Genomic DNA, 20,546 nt, shown 5'->3' with positions numbered 1-20,546 from the left:
TTCGGTTCAAATTAAAAACTATCTGTGAATGCTTGAGAAAGGGGACTTAAACTAGTATGAAGCAACATTTAATCGTCTTAGACTTAGACGGCACATTATTAACGGACCAACAACAAATCTCCTCCTATACAAAGGATATTTTGACGAAAGCACAGCAGGAAGGTCATGCCGTCATGATTGCAACGGGTCGCCCTTATCGTGCAAGTGAAATTTATTATCGGGAGCTCGGCTTACAAACTCCGATTGTTAATTTTAATGGCGCATTAGTGCACCATCCTACAAATAGCGCTTGGCAGCAACTGCATTCACCGCTTGCGATGCGTGTCGTTCATGATGTTGTCGATTCAGTTGACCAATATAATTATGAAAATTTAATCGCTGAAATAATGGATGATGTCTACTTGCATAATGAGGATGAACAAATGATGCATATTTTAGGGATGGGCAATCCACGTGTCACAACAGGTAACTTAAAAACACATTTACTTGAAGACCCAACAAGTTTACTCATTCAAGCAACTGATGCACATGCAGCAGCAATCCGTCAGCATTTGGAAGATGTACATGCCGAATTAATCGAGCATCGCCGTTGGGGTGCGCCATTCAACATTATTGAAGTTGTACGCAAAGGCTTGAACAAGGCTGTTGGTATTTCACATATCGCCCATAATATGCAAATTCCACGGGAGCGCATTATCGCATTTGGTGATGAGGATAACGATTTAGAAATGATTGATTATGCTGGAATAGGCGTGGCAATGAGCAACGGCATAGAGCCACTAAAAAATATCGCAAATGAAATTACATTATCCAATAACGAAGATGGCATTGGGAAGTTTTTAGCAGAACGTTTAAAGCTTTAACGAGCTCTCCTCCTAGCTTAATTTACTACTTTGCTGTAAAGAAATTAAAAAACCCTCCCTTGTAAATGCAAGGGAGGGTTTTTTTCAGCTTCACACGAATTATTATTTAATTGGTGCGTCAGCTACTAATTCTACTAATTCTAAATCATCGATTGTTGAATTGCTATAGTCGATGCTCCAGTTTTTAACGCGTTTGTTAACTGGTGTAAGCTCTAAACGGTACATCATTGGTACCACTGGTGCTACTTCAGCCATTTCCTTTTCGAATGCTGCGAATTGCTCAGCACGGTAAGAAGCGTCAAATGATTTGTTAGAGTCGATGTTGCTTAAAATTGTTTGTAAGCTATCTGATGTGTAACGAGAGAAGTTGTATGCCGCTGTATGTGCATAAATACCAGATGGTGATGGGTTAGAACCTACGCCCCATGCAGCCATAAAGATATCAATGTTTGGATCATCAGCTTCTACTTTGTCATAGAATGAGTTGAACTCGATTGTACGACCATCTGTGTACACAACATTTAAACCAACGTCTTTCCAGTTTTGTAACCAGAATGCAGAAATTTGCTCAGCTACGTCATCACCTGACATTGTAGCAAATTTAATTTCAAGTGGATTACCGTCTTTATCTTCACGGATACCGTCGCCGTCAACATCTTTGAAGCCAGCGTCTTCTAATAATTGTTTTGCTTTTTCTGGATCATAGTTGTATCCTTCTAAGCTTGCATCATGGAATGATGAGAATACTGGAGGAACGATTGCGTTTGCACGCTCACGTAAACCTTCATAGAATACTTCTGTTACTTCTTCAACGTTTAATGCATAAGCCATAGCTTGACGTAAGTTTACATCGCCCATTTTAGTGTTTTCTAAATCAGTTGCTACAGCTTTTGTTTCTGTATCCCATTTACCTACTTTGAAACCTAGGTAAGAGTAGTAAAGCTCAGGACGAGCTAAAACATCAATATTTGTTAAATCTTTAATTTCAGCATATTTTGCTGAACCGAATGATAATGCTAAATCATATTCACCAGATTCTAATGCTTTCGCGATAGAAGATGATGGTACTACTTTCACGATTACTTCGTCTAATTTCGGACGACCCTTCCAGTAGTTTTCGTTTGCTTTATATTGTACAGACTCACCAGGAACAACACGGTCAATTACGAAAGCACCAAGTGTAACTGGGTTTTTACGAACTGCATCATGTTCAACTAAGTCAGCAACAGGAACATCACCAAGAATATGGCTTGGCTCAGCATAAGTTAAGATACCATCTCCACCTGAGAATAAACCTGGAGATACTTCAAGAAGTTGTAATTCTAAAGTTGTTTCATCAATTTTGTTAAGACCAGAAATTGTTTCTGCTGTACCATCATGGTATGCTTCAGCACCTACGATGTTACGGAAGAATGAGTTATAACGTACACCTGTGTAATCTTTATGACCAATAATGTTATATGGTAACATTAAGTCTTCAATTTTTAATGGCTCACCATCAGACCATTTTACACCTTCACGAATTTTAATCGTTACGATGTTTGGTTCACCTTCTTCTAAAGTAAAGCTTGCAATACCTTCGTCAGTCAGTAAGAAGTCACCGTCTGCGCTGAAAATCGTGTTAGATGCAAAAGCCATTAAATCTGAATCATATGCATCTTCATATAGTGCGTATGAGAAAATACCTTGGAAAGGCTCATCTTTCTGCATAGCTACCATTAATGTACCGCCGTCAATAGCAGTTCCTTCGTTTTCAACAGATAACGCGAAGCCATCTTCTTGCTCATTATTAGCTTCTTCATTAGTCGTTGTGCCACCGTCAGTTTTACCTGTATCAGTGCCCTTGCCTGCGTCTTCATTTTTATCTCCGCCACATGCAGCTAATACTAACATTAGTGCAAATAACATTGCTAGAAGAGCCCAACGTTGTTTCTTCATTTTTTTTCCTCCCTTTTTTGCCTCAGCTAGAAATTGTACCTATAAACACTAGCCATATTTATCAAAACACATTTATCAAGTGATGATAAATGTGATGGTACCAATTTTTTTGTACCTAAAGCGTTAGCGCCGTTTACAGAAGCTTAACACTTATTCTAGTAAATCTTTTCAAAAAAATCAATTTTCAGTTTTTTCTGAATATAATATTTTAATAGTTTCCGAAAGAAATATCCATAACTGGTTACTTCTTTCATATCTTAACTATTTTATATGCAAAAAGTCTAGCATATTTTCATAAATTGTGAGGGAAATTTAGAAAATATTTTCTAAATCCCTACACAATCTTCTCCCTAAGAAATTACCCTAAACGTTGCTTAGCATCTGCTGCACGGCGTAACGCTTGCCCAACATAGTTGATTGAAAGCATTAAAATTAAAATAAATAATGCTGCTGGTAGCCAAACCCACCAATATGTTGACATAACTAACGGGTTATTTGCATATGCTACAAGTGTCCCTAATGAAGGCGTTGACGGCGGTAAACCGAAGCCTAAATAAGTTAAACCTGTTTCAATCCCGATATTCCCTGCAAAGTTTAATGTTGCTTCAACAATTAAAATCGAACTAATATTTGGCATTACTTCCTTGAAAATAATAACAAAGTCGTTTGTTCCAAGTGTTTTTGAAGCATTTACATAGTCACGACGGCTTTCTGATAATGATTTTGAACGCACGAGACGTGCAATACTCGTCCAGCCGAATAAACTAATAATTAAAATAAAAGTTAATACAGTATATTTCGGTACAATTGTAATAAATACAATAATAATCATTAATGATGGTAATGTAATAAAGAAGTCAATAATACGCATGAACATATTATCAATCCATCCACCGAAATAACCACAAGCTAAACCAATGAAAATACCAGCTGTACCTGTAATCAACGTAATTGCAATCGCAATTAACAGCGAGTTTTTCGCACCAATAATAAGCTGTCCGAAAATATCACTACCACCAACATCAGCACCAAGCCAGTGCTCAGCGCTTGGAGGTGCATATTTACCACGTAATGAAATTTTCATTACCTCTGCTGGGTCGAAAAATAATGATGCAATGAATACACCAGAAATTGTTACAATCATAATAACTAAAGATATCATTGCAATTCTATCTTTTATAAATTCACGCCATACTACCTGCATACCAGTTGGCGGAGCGCTTATTACTTCTTGCTCTTTTTTGTTGTCTTTCTCTTTAACCACTTTTTTTCACCTCTCCTTAACTTATTATTTTGTCTATTCAATCCTAATTCGTGGGTCAACAATACTCATAATAATATCGGATAATAGACTACCTAATAACGCTAAGAAGCCGTATAGCATAACGAGTGCTGTAATAACACTATAGTCACGAGATGAAATAGATGAAATAAATAGTTGTCCCATACCTGGATATGCGAAAATTGTTTCAATGAAAATAGATCCACCTAATAAGCCCGTAATTGTAAAACCGATAAACGCAGCTACTGGTAATAGCGAGTTACGGAAAATATGTCTTGAGTAAACCTTGCGTGCTGGTACCCCTTTTGCACGCGCTGTACGTACATAGTCCATGCTCTTTGCATCTACTACTTCTGTACGTAAATATTGAATAATCCCTACTGTACCTAATACCGCTTGCGTAAATGCAGGTAAAATCATATGGTAAACTTTACTCATATAAAAGCCGAGAGTACCTGGTGCTTCCCGAACGTCAACAGAACCGCCTGCTGGGAACCACTGCAATTTATAACCGAAGAAGTATAGCATAATTAATGCTAGTACGAATGTCGGTATCGCAAAGCTTATAAAACTATATAAAACTACCCCTCTATCAAACAAGCTATTTTGGAAACGCCCTGCCAATACCCCTAATGGCACTGCGATTGCATAAAGCATAATAGCTGTTAATAACGATAACCAGAATGTGTTCATTGCACGTTCACCGATTAGCGTCGATACTTTCACCTTGTACGTGTAACTGTTCCCAAATTCCCCTTTAAAAGCATTGCCCATCCAACGTGCATATTGCTGATACCATGGATCGTTCAAACCATTTATTTCACGCAATTCTTCAATACGCGCGGGATCTGTTTCTGGCGTAATTTTACCTGTGAATGGGTCACCAGGCATGTTTTTCGCCATAATGAAAATTAATAAACTTAGCACAAATAATTGTGGAATCATAATTAAAAAACGTCTAACAACCGTTTTCCACATATTAATTGCCTCCCTTCAGTGCTGAAGAAGTTGCAGCTACAAAATGCGTGTCTGAAATTGGTGATAAATCGTATACTCGACCGTTCTCATCAAAATACTGCTTATGCTCTAATTGATAATTACGTTCCACTTCTATACGCTCAAGTTTACGTTCTTCACGTCCATTCGGTGTAACATCTGGAATCGCAGATAGTAGACGCTTCGTATAAATATGCTGTGGATTATCGTAAATATCCTTTTTCGAGCCCGTCTCTACGAAACGACCTTTATACATAATAGAAATATAGTCACACATATGTTTTACTACACCTAAATCATGTGAAATGAATAAATAACTTAAGCCATATTCATCCTGAATATCCTTCATGAAGTTTAACACCTGTGCTTGTACAGATAAATCCAGTGCCGAAACTGGCTCATCCGCAATAATTAATTTTGGATTTGTTGCAATAGCACGCGCAATACCAAGGCGTTGCTTTTGACCACCAGAGAATTCATGTGGATATTTTAATTTCGCATCTTCTGGCATACCAACAATCGCCAAAAGCTCATTAATTCTACGACTTTCTTCCTGTGGCGTTAGCTTCAAAAAGTTGCGAATTGGCTCTGCTAAAATATCTTGTACGCGCTTTCTCGGATTTAAGCTTGAATGAGAATCTTGGAAAATCATTTGAATATCACGATTATAAGCAGAGGTACGGTCACGACGCTTATTCGTTACATTCTCACCCTCATAAATAATAGAGCCTGCTGAAATTTTCTCTAGGCCGATAATTGATTTACCAGTTGTAGATTTACCACAACCAGATTCCCCAACAAGACCGTATGCTTTCCCTTTTTCAAACTCCATTGAAATACCATCAACGGCATATACATTATCAATTATTGTATTAAAAAATCCACCGCGAATTGGGTAATGGACTTTTAAATCGTTAATTTGCATAAAGCTCATTATGCACGTCCTCCTTCTTCGCCTTTAAAGTAGAATTCCTTGTAGCATGTACATCTTACAAAATGATTTGGTGCTACTTCATGCAACACAGGATCTTTCTCATGTGCGCTTTCTGGAATCCAAGAAATACGCGGTGAGAAACGGCATCCTTGACGTGGTAATTTCAATAAAGAAGGTACAATTCCTTCGATAACATTTAACTTTTGCCCATCTGAGTTCATCTGTGGAATTGAGTTAAATAATGAACGTGTATATGGGTGTTTCGGATTATTAAACAATTCTTCTACTGGTGCCTCTTCAATAATTTGACCCGCATACATAACAGCTACGCGATCAGCTACTTCAGCTACAACACCTAAATCGTGTGTAATTAAAATAATTCCTGAGCCCGTTTCTGCTTGTAAGTCTTTTAGTAAATCTAAAATTTGGGCTTGAATTGTTACATCAAGCGCCGTTGTCGGCTCATCCGCAATAATAATTTGCGGCTTACAAGAAATCGCAATCGCAATAATAACACGCTGACGCATACCACCAGATAATTGGTGAGGGAATTGCCTTGCAACACGCTGTGGATTTGGAATTCCAACTTGCGTTAATAGTTCGAAAACTCGAGACACACGCTGTTCTTTTGTTAATTTAGTATGATAAATTAAACTTTCCTCAATTTGCTCTCCAATGCGCATTAATGGATTTAATGCAGAAAGAGGATCTTGGAAAATCATTCCTATATCCATACCACGAACATCGTTGAACTCATCCTCGCTTAATTTTGCAAGATTTTTATTTTTATATAAAATCTCACCCTGCACTCGCGTTTTATTATGATCGTGAAGTCCAATAATCGATGTGGCTAGTGTACTTTTACCACAGCCCGATTCGCCAACAATCGCCAGGATTTCGTTTTTTCTTAATGTCAAAGACACGCCATCAACTGCGTCAAAATACGTATCCTTAATTCGAAAACCTGTATGTAAATCTTTAATTACTAAAAGCTCTTCTGACGTTTTCAAATTCTTTCTCCTTTCAAGCAACCAGTTAAGAATATTACGACAATTTACTATTCAGCAAAAATCAATCATTCAAAACTGTTTCCCAATTCTTGATGGCATAATGAAAAAGCTGACTATACCGCTTCACATTATACTCTTTGTAATTCTTTAAAGTCAATATCTCCATGTTTAGCTATTCTGACATAACATGATTCTAAAATTAAATAATATTTTTGACAAGCTTTTTTTTATTTTTCTCTTACTTCAGCACTTTAAAGTGCTAGTTAATGCATTATATTCTACATAATACGCTAATTTTGTACATTTTTTTACAAAGAATAAATTATACAAAAATAATTATTATAAGTTTTTTCATATATAAGAATATTCAAACATTAGTTTTCTAAAATGGCAATATCTGCGTTAAACTGAATTTAGATTCACTATTAGAGTTAGAAATTATCATCATATATAACACTTGTAGCATAATTAAATAGTTATGAAAAAATAATAATTTACTTACCACTAAGCTACCGTATTTTAATTCACTTTCCCTACTATTTCTTCATATTTATAAAGAATACTCCTATATAATATGTTATATTTCACCTATCAAACCAATATTTCCGCACTTATTCATAGAAAAAGTTTTTTTAAATTTTTTTCTATGAATAAAAAAACAACCCTATCAATTCCCATAAAAGGAATGATAAGGTATTTTTTATTTTGCATTACTGTCCTGTAGCTTACGATTTTTTCGACCACGTTTTACGAACACAATCACAAAAACTATAAATAATAAATAGACAATACTTAGCGCTGCTAAATAAGGGATATTCCAGCCTCGCTTATCTATAATTTGAAACACATCTGAAACTTCTCTGTCTAATACAACAATATATTCCCCATTTTTATTTTGCTTAACAATTTCACTACTTAAAACAGCGCGTAATTCCTTGTCTTCACCAATTTCCTGTGCTGTTAAAACTACGTGCTTCGTTTTACTCGTGTTATTCGATATTACTAGCCATTGTTCTTCTTCAGACGTACGAGTATAAGCAATCAATCCGTTATCGTTTTCAACTAAATTAAAATCACCGTGACGCATAGTAGTTGATTTCTTCCGTATGCTTTGTAAGTCTCCGATAAAATCGACAAGCTCCTCATCTGTTTTAAAATTATAAACTTGATGTGCTTGTTCACCTGCCTCACCATTCATAGCAATTTCCGTACCATATTGCATAACAAACACGCCAGGTAAGAACATGATTGGTAACAACGCTGTTTTCAAACGTGTTGGCGGGAACATTTTTTGCTCTGTTGCATCGAATACAAAGCGATCTGTTTGTAATGAATCTATCATTAACTGTGGTGCTATTTGCTCACCCGCCAAGTATGGCTCAACATATTTTAAGAAATCCGTTGTTGATAAATCCACATTTTTAAACATCTCGCGGTATAAATCGGTTGCATCTGAAGCAAATTTTGCATCGAAGTTAGCATCGCTGACTTCATTTGAAATAACATACATCGCACTATTTTGTGCCTTCAATGCTTCAATCAAGCTATTTAAAAACGTTGTATTGGCATCACCAATATTTGTTAAGCGAATACCACCAAAATTATAGCTTTGGGCAAATTGCAGTAGCGCTTCTTGCAAAGCAGCTTGAACCTCCACATTTGCTAAATCCCAATGTACAATGCCATCTTGCTGTGACTTAATCCAGTCTTTTTTAGCTGAATCTTTCACCCATTCATGCTCTGCACTTACATTAGATAGGGAGAAATCAACCATTATGGAAATTTCCTCTTTATTATAGGCAGCAATTACATCCTTTAGCTCCTGCTCAGTGCCAAAATGTGGCTCAATTTTTTCATAGCTTGTAGGTGTCCAACCATCATATGTTTCAGTTGTAAACACTGTTCCAATGGAAGCAATTGTAAAACCCATTTTTTTTATTGTGGAGAGCTTTTCAATTAAGCCAGCAAAATCACCGCCAGCAAATTGTGTTGCATTCTGCCTATCTACATTAATATCGTTTTCCGCTGTTTTATTAAAATAGCGGTCGATTAGTACGTCATATATACTTTCATCTGCAATCGTTCGTGCTTCCTCCGCATAGCTAACAGCTGAAAATGGAGAAATTAATAAGATTGTCACCATCATTGCAGAAACCCATTTCATCATCTTCATTCGAATGTCTCTCCTAATTTAACAATAGTCCATCGTCATTTTATCAAACTTCCGGGCACTTTTACTATTACAATACTGTAAATTAAAATGAAATACGTCAAATACGTGAACAACACAAAGCAAAAGGTGTCTAAAAAGTGGCTTGCTAGCCTACTTTTCAGACACCTTTATCTTTTTTAGAAATTCACACCAATTCCAACTGATAATCCTAGATAAAGCGTTACTAATAACACGATTGCGAATAGTACCCAGAACATTGTTGTTGGCTTGTCTTTTTTCTTGCGTACTAAAATCATTTCCATGAATCCAATAACAAGTATACCGAATAAAGCTTTGATGTCATAGTACATGCTGCTTTCTGTAATGACACCACGCCATTCCATAAGCAATGCTGCACCTGTAATGACAATTAAAATGTACATAACACGCAATGCCATATGCACACCTTTGTTTGGTTTACTTGCTAATGCGCCAATGAAAAATAGTACAAGTGCAAGTACCCATGTTGTAATATGGAGATGCGTTGTGCTAGTTAAAAAATCCATCATATCCCACCTCATTTTTTCTCTTCAAGACATATCCTATCATGTGAGGTAGGTTGTTTCAATGAAATGGTGTTGAGGCTGTCCAAAAAGCCGTGCATAGCCGGCATTTTGGACAGTGGCGATGATGTTTGACAAAATATTAACTCAACTAAATAGAGAAGGCATCTTTTAAAACACGATAAACATTCGCTTTAGCAATGTTTATCTTCAATAAAAGTGAAGCATTGAGGTTTCACTTTATGCAAAACGGTTTGCTAACGTGCCAATTCCTTCGATTGAAATTTTCACCTCATCGCCAGCTTTTAAAAATACTGGTGGGTTCATTCCTTTTCCAACTCCCGCTGGCGTGCCTGTTAAAATAATATCACCTGGCTCTAATGTAACGTACTTTGATAAGATTGCAATTAAGTCTGCTACTTTAAACATCATATCTTTTGTAGAGCCATTTTGACGTAGCTCGCCATTTACTTTCGTTACAATTGTCAACACTTGTGGATCTGGAATCTCATCCTTTGATACTAGGTAAGGGCCTAACGGGCAAGTTCCTTCTAGACTTTTTCCTAGGAAGAACTGTTTGTGCTTTTGTTGTAAGTCACGAGCTGTCAAATCGTTAGCTATTGTGTAGCCAAACACATAATCATAGGCCATTCCTTTAGGAATATCTTTTCCGCGCTTTCCAATGACAACAGCAAGCTCACCTTCATAATCTAGCATTGACGTTTTTTCCGCATGAATTGGTAGTGTTGCTTCATCCGCAGCGATGGCTGTTGGTGATTTTGTGAACACAATAATATCCTCTGGCACTGCGTCTGCTCCCATTTCCTTTGCATGGTCCTCATAATTTTTCCCTACGCACAAAATATTTTTCGGCGTGCGTGGAATTGGGGCTAACCATTCGATTTCACTAAATGTATGTTTAAATTGCTCCGCGTTTTCACTTTTTTGTACGGCATCGACTAACTTTCTCATTTTTTCTACAAAATCAAAACCTAATGCAATGCCATCAATAATTGTTGACGGAAAAGAAGGAAAAACTTGTAGTGCTTCTTGAATTGCTAATACATCCCAAACTGCTTCTTCTTTTTTTACTTTCGGTCCAAATTTTACTTGTCCATTTAATTTAAAAGATAATAATTTCATAATCGCATCTGCACTCCTTCTTTTTATCCCGCATAAACAGACTTTTATTAAAAAGTAAGCATAGTCCCTTTTCAATAATTCTGTAAATGTCTGATTGATGAAAGCTAGCCAACAGTAGAAAAAGAGTATCCACCGATGGAAGTTTCATTTTATACATCATACATTATTATACGACAAAAAGCCTTATTTTTCTGATAATTTTTTATTATAAGTTAATTTTTTCATAGCTGCCTCAATTGGACCTTGTGAAAACTTTGATAGCCATAACTCTGCAAGTATAAGCTGCACGATAAAAATACCTAATGCCATATATACGCCCATTTGCACAGTCATTTTCCCGTATAATCCGAATCCAAAACTATAGAAAATAAATGTTGCCACGACGGATTGCATGATATACATCGTCATCGACATACGACCTAGTTTCGCTAGCGGTGATAGCAGTTTTATTGCAAATGGCAATAAACAAATAACGATGATAGCAGCCATATAGCCAACTGCTAAAATCGGCCCCCCAATGAATACTTTTAAATAATCTAATAAGTACGTGCGATTATACATATATGGCGCACTTTTAATAAATAAACCTAGACCGATACCAACTACAGCGAAAATTAGCCACATTATTTTCAGCTCTTTTGCTCGTTCAATTAAACGCCATTTAGCTGCTGCTACGCCGACTAACATATACGGCAAAATAGTAAACAATGAGATTATCCACATATCTATTCGCATTTGTATAGATAAATCTGCTATACGCTGTGTTAATGCGTCCATCCATGTTCCTGTACCGTAGGCTGTAATGGCGTTTTGAATCATAACAATATTAACGGATATTTGCTCGACTTCCATATTTAAAACGCCGGCAAGCTGATAAATAAATAAAATAAAAGCGTGCATCATCGCGTTGAGTACTAGCGCTATCGTAATTAACCATGGGCTTTTCAAACGCATGAATACGATTAAAAAGAAGCCGCAAAATGCATACATAACTAAAATATCTCCCCACCAAATGAGAAAAGCATGGATGAGACCGATTGTTAATATAATAAGTAGGCGCTTTGGTGCAAATTTGTAAAAATTAATGCCTGTTTTTTGCGATTTCATATACTGCATCGCTAAACCATAGCCAAATAGGATTGAGAATAACGGGTAAAAGCTACTTTGCACATAAATATCCAAAGTTTGCTGCCATATAATATCTTTTGCCTCAGTAAACCAATAAGCTAAATCTATATGCGGCTGCGGCAAGTAAAATCCATACATATTGACTAATAAAATGCCAAGTAAGCTTACACCACGTAAAACATCAATTGTATGTACACGTTCTTGCATTAGTGTAGGTTGAAATTTCACAATCACGACTCCCTTCCAAGGCGTCCAAAAAGCGTGCTATAGCACTGCTTTTTGGTCGTTTATGTTTTAGCCTGTATCAATTACGTCTCGGTGTAATTGCGTCCATATTTTTCCGATTTTTTTGTGGAAGTTAACCTTAAACCGTCACGTCCTGTGACAACGGTTAACTGACCTGTATCATGCAGACCTCCCTAACAGTTTACAACACAATCGCCTCGCCAATATCGTAAAGATATAGTATTTTTTCTTTTACCTTTACTTTATTAACCATTTCAATTGCCTCGCTATAAATTTGCAGTTGTATTTGATAACGTTTTGCCATTTCCTCTGTTAAAGCTGGCTCAACGTTAAATGGAGGACGAATTTTATCTGTTTTATAGTCTAATAATATCCATTGTCCATCTTCCTCAAACAAGCAGTCAATAACCCCTTGAACAATTTGGCTATCACCTTCATGATCCGTTCTACTTATTGTAAAAGGTACTTCTCTCAAAAGTTTCTTCGCATTCTTAAAACGTGTTCCGACTGGGGAGTTAAAAAACGCCAATACTTTTTCCATATTGATAAGAGCAGCCTCGTCCTTTGTTAATAGTTCTCGCTCCACTAAACTAGCGACAAACTCATTTGCCGCATCAAGTGATACAAAGCCCTGCTGTGGCACATGTTGCATAATCGAGTGAACAACTGTCCCCATTTCTGCGGCACTTAGTGCTTTCGCCTGTATAAAACTTGGACGTTTTGCAATGGATGCTTGTTGCATCGCTTGTGGATTATAAACGATATCTTCCTCCTGCTGCAATGCCTCGAAGCGTTTAATTTCGGATACAGACGTTTTCGATTTTTTAACTGTCGCTTGTCTATGCGGATATGTTGCAGTAAAGCGTTCTGTCAGTACTTCAACAAGCTGCTCGTCCACCTCGTCATCGACTAGCATTTGCACGAAAGATTCCTGCTCCTCTGTCCCTTTCAATAGCGTTGCTGATAAAACTTTGACTGACCATAGTGAAGCTTTTTGCCCTGTGACCTCACTTCCTCCAAATACCTCGTCCTGTACCGTTCTTGTTAAAAAATCGGGGTGGCTAACGAGCGCAGGAGCGACCCAATCTAAAAATGAATTGGCACTAGCTCGCAAATAATTTGGTAACAATGTTTTCGGTGCTAGGTTTTGTAACGCTTCCCATTTGTCTAGCTTTCTTTGCCAGTTTTTCACTGTACCTAGCAAAATTAAATGCTCTTTTGCACGTGTCATTGCTACATAAAGTATACGCATTTCCTCTGCTTTAAGTTTTGCTATTTTCTTCTCTTTCATAGCTAAATACGGCAAGGATGTAAACATCGTGCGTTCTTCTGTATTAATCGCCTTTACAGCAAGACCGAAATCTTGATCAAATAAATAGGAGCCTTTAAAATCCTGCTGATTGAAGGGTTTCGCCATACCAGCAACAAAAACAACAGGGAACTCTAATCCCTTTGAAGAGTGAATCGTCATTAAACGCACGACATCATCACCTTCTCCAATCGATTTGGCAATACCCAAATCATCCCCTCGCGATTTCATTCGATCTACAAAACGTAAAAACCGAAACAGACCGCGAAATGAAGTTTTTTCATATGCAAGCGCGCGGTCATGCAATGCTCTTAAATTTGCTTGGCGTTGTTTGCCATTTGCCATTGTGCCAACAAGCTCATAATAATTTGTATCTAAATAAATAGTCCAAACTAAATCCGCAAGCGAGCCTCGCCGTGCTAGCTGACGCCATTTTTCTAATAATATTAAAAAATGTGCTAGCTTCTCTGCAAGTTTTGCATTGGATGGCTGCTCCATAAAAGCTGTCAAGGCTTCAAAAAACGGTACATTGCGCTTAGCTAAACGCACTTCGGCTAGTTCATTTTCAGTTAAACCGAAAAATGGCGCGCGCAATGTTGAAGCGAGTGGAATATCCTGATACGGATTATCAACAATTTTTAAAATATTTAATATAATCATTACTTCTAATGCCTCAAAATAACCTTTGGAGGATTCTGAATAGAGCGGAATACCTGCCAACTTGAATTCCTCAGCAAAATCAGCAGACCACGTCATAGAGCGCATTAAAATAACAATATCGCTGTAGCGAATAGGTCTTGTAGTACCATCCTTCGGGTTAAAAATAGGCAGCTCTTTCTCAATCATATATTGAATTTTTTTAATCATATAGCGAGCTTCTTGCTGCGAGATTTTGAGCTCCTCTAGCTCTTCATCAAGCTCTATCTCCTCCTCTTGCTCTGTATATTGGTCAAGTACAACAAATTCGACAGGAATATTTGCCTCGCTATAGTGCGCACGGAATTTTAACGCTGCTTGCTCATCATAGTCAATCTCCCCAACTGTTTCATCCATCACTCGCTCAAATATATAGTTCGTTGCCTCTAGCACCTCTTGGCGGCTACGAAAGTTCGCATTTAGATCAATTTTCAATCCTGTATTTTGCGGATTTTCAGCAAATTCTTTATATTTGCGTAAAAATAAGCGTGGTTCAGCTAATCGAAACTGATAAATGGATTGTTTAACATCGCCGACCATAAATAAATTCCCATTCGCTTCATCATTACTTTTCACAAGCTGTAAAATCGTTTCTTGTAATAAATTTACATCTTGATATTCATCTACAAGCACTTCTTTAAAACGCTGCTGAAAATCCTTTGCTACTGCTGACGGCTGCATGCCCTCCTCTGTTTGCTCAGTCAATATTTCCAAGGCATAATGCTCCAAATCGGAAAAATCCACTAATGCGCGTTCCTGCTTAGCTACTTTAAACGCTTCACTAAAAACTTTCACAAGCTTTACAAGCGTCTCGATAACTGGCTTCATCTGTCTTATTTCACTTAATAAATGATGTGGTTGGCGCACAAAAAATGTTTCTTTAAGGGCTTTGACAATGTCCTTCGCCTCGTCCCGATGATTTTTAGCAATATCCTTAATTTCTGGATCTGCCTCATCCGATTTCTTGATAGACGGAAGCCTACTCCATTGTGCTTTTTGCATATGCTCATGCACATCTTGCCATGTGCTATTATTTAGCTTGTCAATTGCTACTTGTACGAAGGCTAACTCCTCCGCTGCTAAGGCGCTATATGCACCTAATCCAAAATTACCATCGGCATAGCGCTGCATTGCTAATAAATTATTTTCAGCAGCATGTAAAGAATGTAAAATTGATGTTTTTAACTGTGGAACAAATGCTAAATCATCAATGGCAGCATCCTCTGCAATATCATATTCCCGCGCTAATGTGTCGAGCCATTTATATGGCTCAGGTTGTACACGTGACATATTGTAAAGCTGCTCCAATAGCACTTCTATTTCTTGATCATGACGATCTGAAGAAAAGCTATCAACAAGCTCGTACACCTCCGCCTGCGCTAAATTCCCGTCATCACTATACGCCTGCTCCAATATAGTAGAAAGCACATCATCCTGTAATAAAGCTACCTCATCTTGGCTTGCTATGCGGAACCCAGGATCAAGGTCAATCATATACGCATATTGACGACAAATTGCTAAACAAAAAGAATGTAATGTTGAAATTTGCGCTTTATTTACTAAGCTCAATTGACGTCTTAAAAATCGGTTATGTGGGTCCTTCGTGATTTCTTTCTCCAATGCGGCAGCTAAGCGACTACGCATCTCAGCAGCCGATGCGTTGGTAAAGGTTACGACTAGTAGCTCATCTACATCAAGTGGCTCCTCTTTAGCGATAATTTTTTGGATAAGGCGCTCAATTAAAACAGCCGTTTTTCCCGAGCCGGCTGCTGCCGATACGAGCGTATCCTGACCAGTTGCCCAAATTGCCTTCCATTGCTCATCTGTCCACTGCGCATCAGTCGGTTTCTTCGGTATCATTAATGTCACTATAGCCACACTCCTTTTTTACACGTGCAATCAATTCATCAGTTTTTTTCACCGTGAAATGATTATATTGTTGCTGTCCATCTGATGGATCGAATTGGCATATTGCCTTGAACTGACAATAATCACAGGCTGTCCGATTTTTTAATTTATATGGATAAATTTCAGTAGCACCTGTAAATATTTTATTGCCCGCCTCCTTATGCTTTTCAATCACGAAATTCTGCAAAATCGGCATCGTCTGCACATCAACAGTTTTTGAATATGCTCCAATTGCACCTTTTGATGTCATACTCACAGGAATAACTGGTGACTTTTTCTGTTCTAATAAATTTTCATCCATCGCCTCTAACACGGGAATTTCATTTATTAAAAGCCCTTGCATTCGGTATTTTTCAAGGCGCTGTAGCTCACGCATCTGCTCATCCACATATTCCTCCAAGCGCACGAGAGGGTCATGAACATGCACATATAATACTCCAGCAGGCGTCACAGTCACTTCCTGATTTTCAGGCAATGCCAATAACTCTTTCGCATTTTTCACAGCGACATCTAAATACGTTAGCAACTGCAACGAAATCCCATGATAGACCTCATTTAAGTCTAAATCGCGACTTGACGATTTATAATCGACTATACGTAAATGCAATTGACCATTTTCCTCATAGGCATCAATGCGGTCAATTTGCCCACGCAAATACATTTTGCGCTTATTTTCAAGTGGTATTTCTAACGGAGGAAGTGGAGTTATTCCTTTTTTTGTCGTTTTATCATCCGCTTTACCAAATGGTTTTTCATGAACAATCGGTTTAAATTTTGCAACTTTCGCATGCTCTGTTAAAGCAAATAACGTTCGTGCAACAACTCGAATGAGCTTCTCCTTAATGTATAAATAACGTGAATTGCTCTCTAAAATACGATAAGAAAATATATGAACAAGTGGCTCCACTGCCTCTCTTGCCTTTTGCAAGCATTCTCTATAGTTTGCTGGTGGCACCTCGTTCCCCGTTAAAATGCTGCGTAGCGCTTCATGAAATAAATCACCCATTGCAAAAGTTTCCAAGCGATATTCAGCACGTTCCTCTAATCGCAACCCATAAGTAGCAAAATGCGCGTATGGACAGCGATAAAACTTCTCGATTCGGGAAACACTTGCCTGCAATTCCTCACCATAAAGCCTATCGGTAATAGTAGGCTGTAAGGGCTCAGCTTTATTCATTGTATATAAAGGCTTCGTTACAAATTGCAACATTCGCTCCCATTTTGGGTAACCAAGGTAATATGCGTGTAGTGCACGCCACTCTGCAGATAGTGCTTTTGTCTGCTCAGCCTCTTTTAACTGTGTCGCTAAAAAAGCAAGCGATGCCCTCGGATGGCGTAAATAAGATAAAAGATGACGCTTATCAAACTCCTCAATCGGGTCTATGAATACACGTCTATGCGATAATGTACGCTTGTCCTTAACGGTAAATAATTTATGCAAACGATTAATATAGAGCGACGGTAGCAGGCTTTTTCCTTCTTCATCCGCACTAGCAAATGTAATGTACAGTCTGTCAGTTGGAGAAGTAAGCGCACGATAAATTAAAAATGCCTCCTGCAATAGCTTACTTTTTGCATTTGGTGCTAATTCATAATCAAGGCGCTCAAAATAAGCACGATCGGCATCTGTTAATAGCCCCTCTTGATCGATGCGCATCGGATAAACACCATCATTCACACCGATAATAAACACAGCTTTCATATTATCAAAGCGTGAATATTCTAATGTGGCAACAGTCACCTCATCAATTGCCGGCGGGATATTGGAAAATTGCAATGAATCATAGCCTTCATCAAGTATTTGTGCCGCCTCTTGCAATGTTATTTGCTGCTCACCAAACATTAAAACAAACTGGTCAAGTATATTCACCCAACCATTCCATACTTGGTCATGCTCACTTGCAAAATCAAGTGCAGCCGTTTCAAGCTCTTGTTCTTTCATTATTTGTAACTTTTCATAGAGCTGTAAATGTTCAGCATAGTCATACAAAGCCTGTCCTATTTCTAAGCCTGTTTGCGCTTCCTTCAGAGCTTGTTCTAACATAAACAACGGCTCACGTACAATGTCACGCGCCTGCTGTAACAATTGCTGCATTTCAAGCTCTTTATCGGTTTGTATTGCCCCTATTTTATCTAACACACGGAATCTGCGATATTGCCAAATCTCTTCGTCATGCCAACGCTTACCGATAATCCCCTTCGCTATAACAAAATTTTCAAGCCTATCTAGCTGCTCCCGATTGTATTTTTTTTCCGCATGTAATGGGAAAAATAAATCTGTTTTCACTGCTCGAAAAACAGGCTCATATTGCCAATTTGAAATTACTGCCTCTAAGGAAGAACGCATAAATTCAACAAATGGATGATGCAGCATTGGTCGCTTTTCATTCGTAAAGAACGGAATTTCATGCTGCTTGAAAATTGTCGCAATAAGTGGATCATAGACATCCGCTTGACGATACATAATACCAATATCTTTATAACGCATTTGCCCCTCTGTGACGAGAGCAATTATTTCCCGCGCAATACTTTGAACTTCCGCACGTCGATTTGTACCTTCAATAATATGCACTGCTCCTGATGCCGATTGTACTGCGGGTACCGCTGCATGAAAATTCGTCTCAATATGTAATAAATCGGCTTGTGCTGTACGATAATTCACTGCTAAATGCACGCGGTTTTCCACTTCAATATGATGCTGTGTTGCAAAATCTATTAATTTATCATAGGTGAAAGCCGCACGATGAAATAATGCTTGTGGATCTGCTGCATCTTGCACATCCTCAAAAGGCAAAACAATCGTTACGCGTTTTGCTAGCTGCAATAATTGCTCAACAATCGCAAACTCCCTTATTGTAAATGCCGTAAAGCCATCTATAAATATTTCTGCCTGCTGTATTTTTTCGGAATTTTTCAATTGCTCAACTAAAATTGGATAAAAGCCTTCTCCGTCTACATAGCTCTCTCCAATGCTTTCCTCTAGCTGCTGCAAAATAATTTGGAAGTCCTTCATTTTTGCAATTAATGTATGAGCTGCTCCATATACCTCAAGCTCGTTTATTAAATTAACAATGGAATTGCTCGTCACATCATATTGACTGAACTCACGTAATAACTGCTCAATATCCTGCGTGAATCCTCGCTTACTAGCAGCCTGCGTAAAAATCGAAAACTGCTCCTTATTATCCTGTAAAATACGACGTATTAACATTCGATAGCCAAAGCTATCAATTTTATCGCGAGCAACGCCTCCAGTTTCCTGCAAAATAAACCAAGCTAAGCGTTTAAATGTTAATACTTGCGCTCGTATCATTCCATTAATATCATAACGATTCGTCAAATCATACTCTGTTTTAAATGACATTTGATCAGGAACAATGACAAATAACGGCGCACCGAAAGGATTATCCTTTAAATGCTGCACAATTTCTTGATGAAGCAATGTCGTTTTTCCCGTTCCAGCTCGACCTGAAATAATGCGTAAAGACATATTGTCCCCCTCCTCTTACTACTATTATATAACAGAACACATGTTTTACCATAATGAAAAATAAGGCTGCTGGAAAGCAGGGATGTCCTACATTTCCAACAGCTCACTAAGAGTGACTTTCTTTACTTACTGCTCGTAAATCACGTTCCACTCGTTTATTTAATTTATTTTCAATCCATTTTCCAATAATCCATAGCAGGAAAACTCCACATATTGTGAGAATTAACTTTAATGGATGTGTTAATATTGCACGTAAATCATAGCCCAATCCACCTGTCACAGCAATCATAACAAATTTCCCGATAATAAGCCCTATTAAATAGTAGTGCTTGCGGATATTGGATAATCCTGCCACGATATTAATGATAAAGGCTGGTGAAAACGGGAAGCAAAGAAGCACTAATATTGGGGCTAATCCCCTCATATCTACCCATCTAATTAATGTTTGCACGCGCTTATTTTGTACAACTCGTTGTAGCTTCGGATGTTTTCCAAATTTGCGTGCTATTAAAAATAATCCGTAAGCTCCGATTACAGCACCAAGCCAAGAAATAAGACCTCCCACAACAATGCCATATGCATTCACATTGGCTACGACGATAACAACGAGCGGTAATACAGGAATAATAGCTTCGATAGCAGTTAAAAAGATGCCAAAAATCGGCCCTAATAAATGATAATGCTCTATTAAATTTTCTAAATTTGCAATTGTAACCCAATCCTTCATTGGCTGTCACCTCTATATCTATTACAGGGTCGCTCCCTATTTCATCGGGGTTGCGAATCGGTCGAAGCTTCACTTTATAGTTATTTTAACATACGAATGTCTAATTATTTTCTAACATTGTTCAACATTTTTCGCCATTTTTACAACTATATTTTACACAA

At 37.8% G+C, this 20,546-nt stretch carries 13 protein-coding genes; 1 reads left to right on the top strand and 12 read right to left on the bottom strand.

Features of this window, described 5'->3' with window-relative positions; genetic code table 11:
* Positions 1 to 56: 56 nt before the first annotated feature.
* Positions 57 to 863 carry a Cof-type HAD-IIB family hydrolase gene (locus C9J36_RS02495; protein ID WP_107942150.1) on the top strand — a complete coding sequence of 269 codons (807 nt, stop codon included), beginning with the start codon at positions 57 to 59 and terminating at the stop codon, positions 861 to 863.
* A gap of 102 nt (positions 864 to 965) precedes the next feature.
* Here the strand turns inward: C9J36_RS02495 and C9J36_RS02490 are convergent, their stop codons facing one another.
* The 12 genes from C9J36_RS02490 to C9J36_RS02435 all read right to left on the bottom strand — a co-directional run bounded on the left by C9J36_RS02490 (position 966) and on the right by C9J36_RS02435 (position 20,385).
* A complete protein-coding gene (locus C9J36_RS02490) occupies positions 966 to 2,801 on the bottom strand; it encodes an oligopeptide ABC transporter substrate-binding protein (protein WP_107942149.1) in 1,836 nt (611 codons plus the stop codon).
* Between the two features lie 358 nt (positions 2,802 to 3,159).
* Positions 3,160 to 4,005: an ABC transporter permease gene (locus C9J36_RS02485; RefSeq protein WP_082798990.1), complete on the bottom strand. Its 846-nt coding sequence runs from the start codon at positions 4,003 to 4,005 to the stop codon at positions 3,160 to 3,162.
* A gap of 93 nt (positions 4,006 to 4,098) precedes the next feature.
* The gene (gene opp4B / locus C9J36_RS02480; protein ID WP_066165150.1) at positions 4,099 to 5,061 is read right to left on the bottom strand and encodes an oligopeptide ABC transporter permease; all 963 of its coding nucleotides are present in this window, start codon (positions 5,059 to 5,061) and stop codon (positions 4,099 to 4,101) included.
* Between the two features lies 1 nt (position 5,062).
* Positions 5,063 to 6,013 carry an ATP-binding cassette domain-containing protein gene (locus C9J36_RS02475; protein ID WP_066165147.1) on the bottom strand — a complete coding sequence of 317 codons (951 nt, stop codon included), beginning with the start codon at positions 6,011 to 6,013 and terminating at the stop codon, positions 5,063 to 5,065.
* Positions 6,013 to 7,023: an ABC transporter ATP-binding protein gene (locus C9J36_RS02470; protein ID WP_066165144.1), complete on the bottom strand. Its 1,011-nt coding sequence runs from the start codon at positions 7,021 to 7,023 to the stop codon at positions 6,013 to 6,015. The genes C9J36_RS02475 and C9J36_RS02470 overlap by 1 nt, the downstream gene beginning before the upstream one ends.
* A gap of 700 nt (positions 7,024 to 7,723) precedes the next feature.
* Entirely contained in the window at positions 7,724 to 9,196 is a 1,473-nt protein-coding gene (locus C9J36_RS02465; RefSeq protein ID WP_107942148.1) for an alpha-amylase family glycosyl hydrolase, read from the bottom strand.
* A gap of 176 nt (positions 9,197 to 9,372) precedes the next feature.
* On the bottom strand, positions 9,373 to 9,741 hold the full coding sequence (locus C9J36_RS02460; protein WP_066165138.1) for a YisL family protein: 369 nt from the start codon (positions 9,739 to 9,741) through the stop codon (positions 9,373 to 9,375).
* 237 nt (positions 9,742 to 9,978) lie between these two features.
* Positions 9,979 to 10,881 (bottom strand): fumarylacetoacetate hydrolase family protein, encoded by a 903-nt coding sequence (locus C9J36_RS02455; RefSeq protein ID WP_107942147.1) that lies wholly within the window; start codon positions 10,879 to 10,881, stop codon positions 9,979 to 9,981.
* 183 nt (positions 10,882 to 11,064) lie between these two features.
* Positions 11,065 to 12,237, bottom strand: a complete 1,173-nt coding sequence (locus C9J36_RS02450; RefSeq protein ID WP_107942146.1) for a DUF418 domain-containing protein — start codon at positions 12,235 to 12,237, stop codon at positions 11,065 to 11,067.
* A 199-nt stretch (positions 12,238 to 12,436) separates the two neighbouring features.
* Positions 12,437 to 16,120 (bottom strand): helicase-exonuclease AddAB subunit AddA, encoded by a 3,684-nt coding sequence (gene addA / locus C9J36_RS02445; protein WP_107943064.1) that lies wholly within the window; start codon positions 16,118 to 16,120, stop codon positions 12,437 to 12,439.
* Positions 16,098 to 19,658 (bottom strand): helicase-exonuclease AddAB subunit AddB, encoded by a 3,561-nt coding sequence (gene addB / locus C9J36_RS02440; RefSeq protein WP_107942145.1) that lies wholly within the window; start codon positions 19,656 to 19,658, stop codon positions 16,098 to 16,100. The genes addA and addB overlap by 23 nt, the downstream gene beginning before the upstream one ends.
* Before the next feature lie 106 nt (positions 19,659 to 19,764).
* A complete protein-coding gene (locus C9J36_RS02435; RefSeq protein WP_107942144.1) occupies positions 19,765 to 20,385 on the bottom strand; it encodes a TVP38/TMEM64 family protein in 621 nt (206 codons plus the stop codon).
* Positions 20,386 to 20,546: the final 161 nt, after the last annotated feature.

The sequence above is a fragment of the Metasolibacillus fluoroglycofenilyticus genome (assembly GCF_003049645.1).
Taxonomy (GTDB): Bacteria; Bacillota; Bacilli; order Bacillales_A; family Planococcaceae; genus Metasolibacillus; species Metasolibacillus fluoroglycofenilyticus.
The sequence above is the reverse complement of the archived record's forward strand: the minus strand, read 5'-3'. Positions and strand labels throughout refer to the sequence as shown.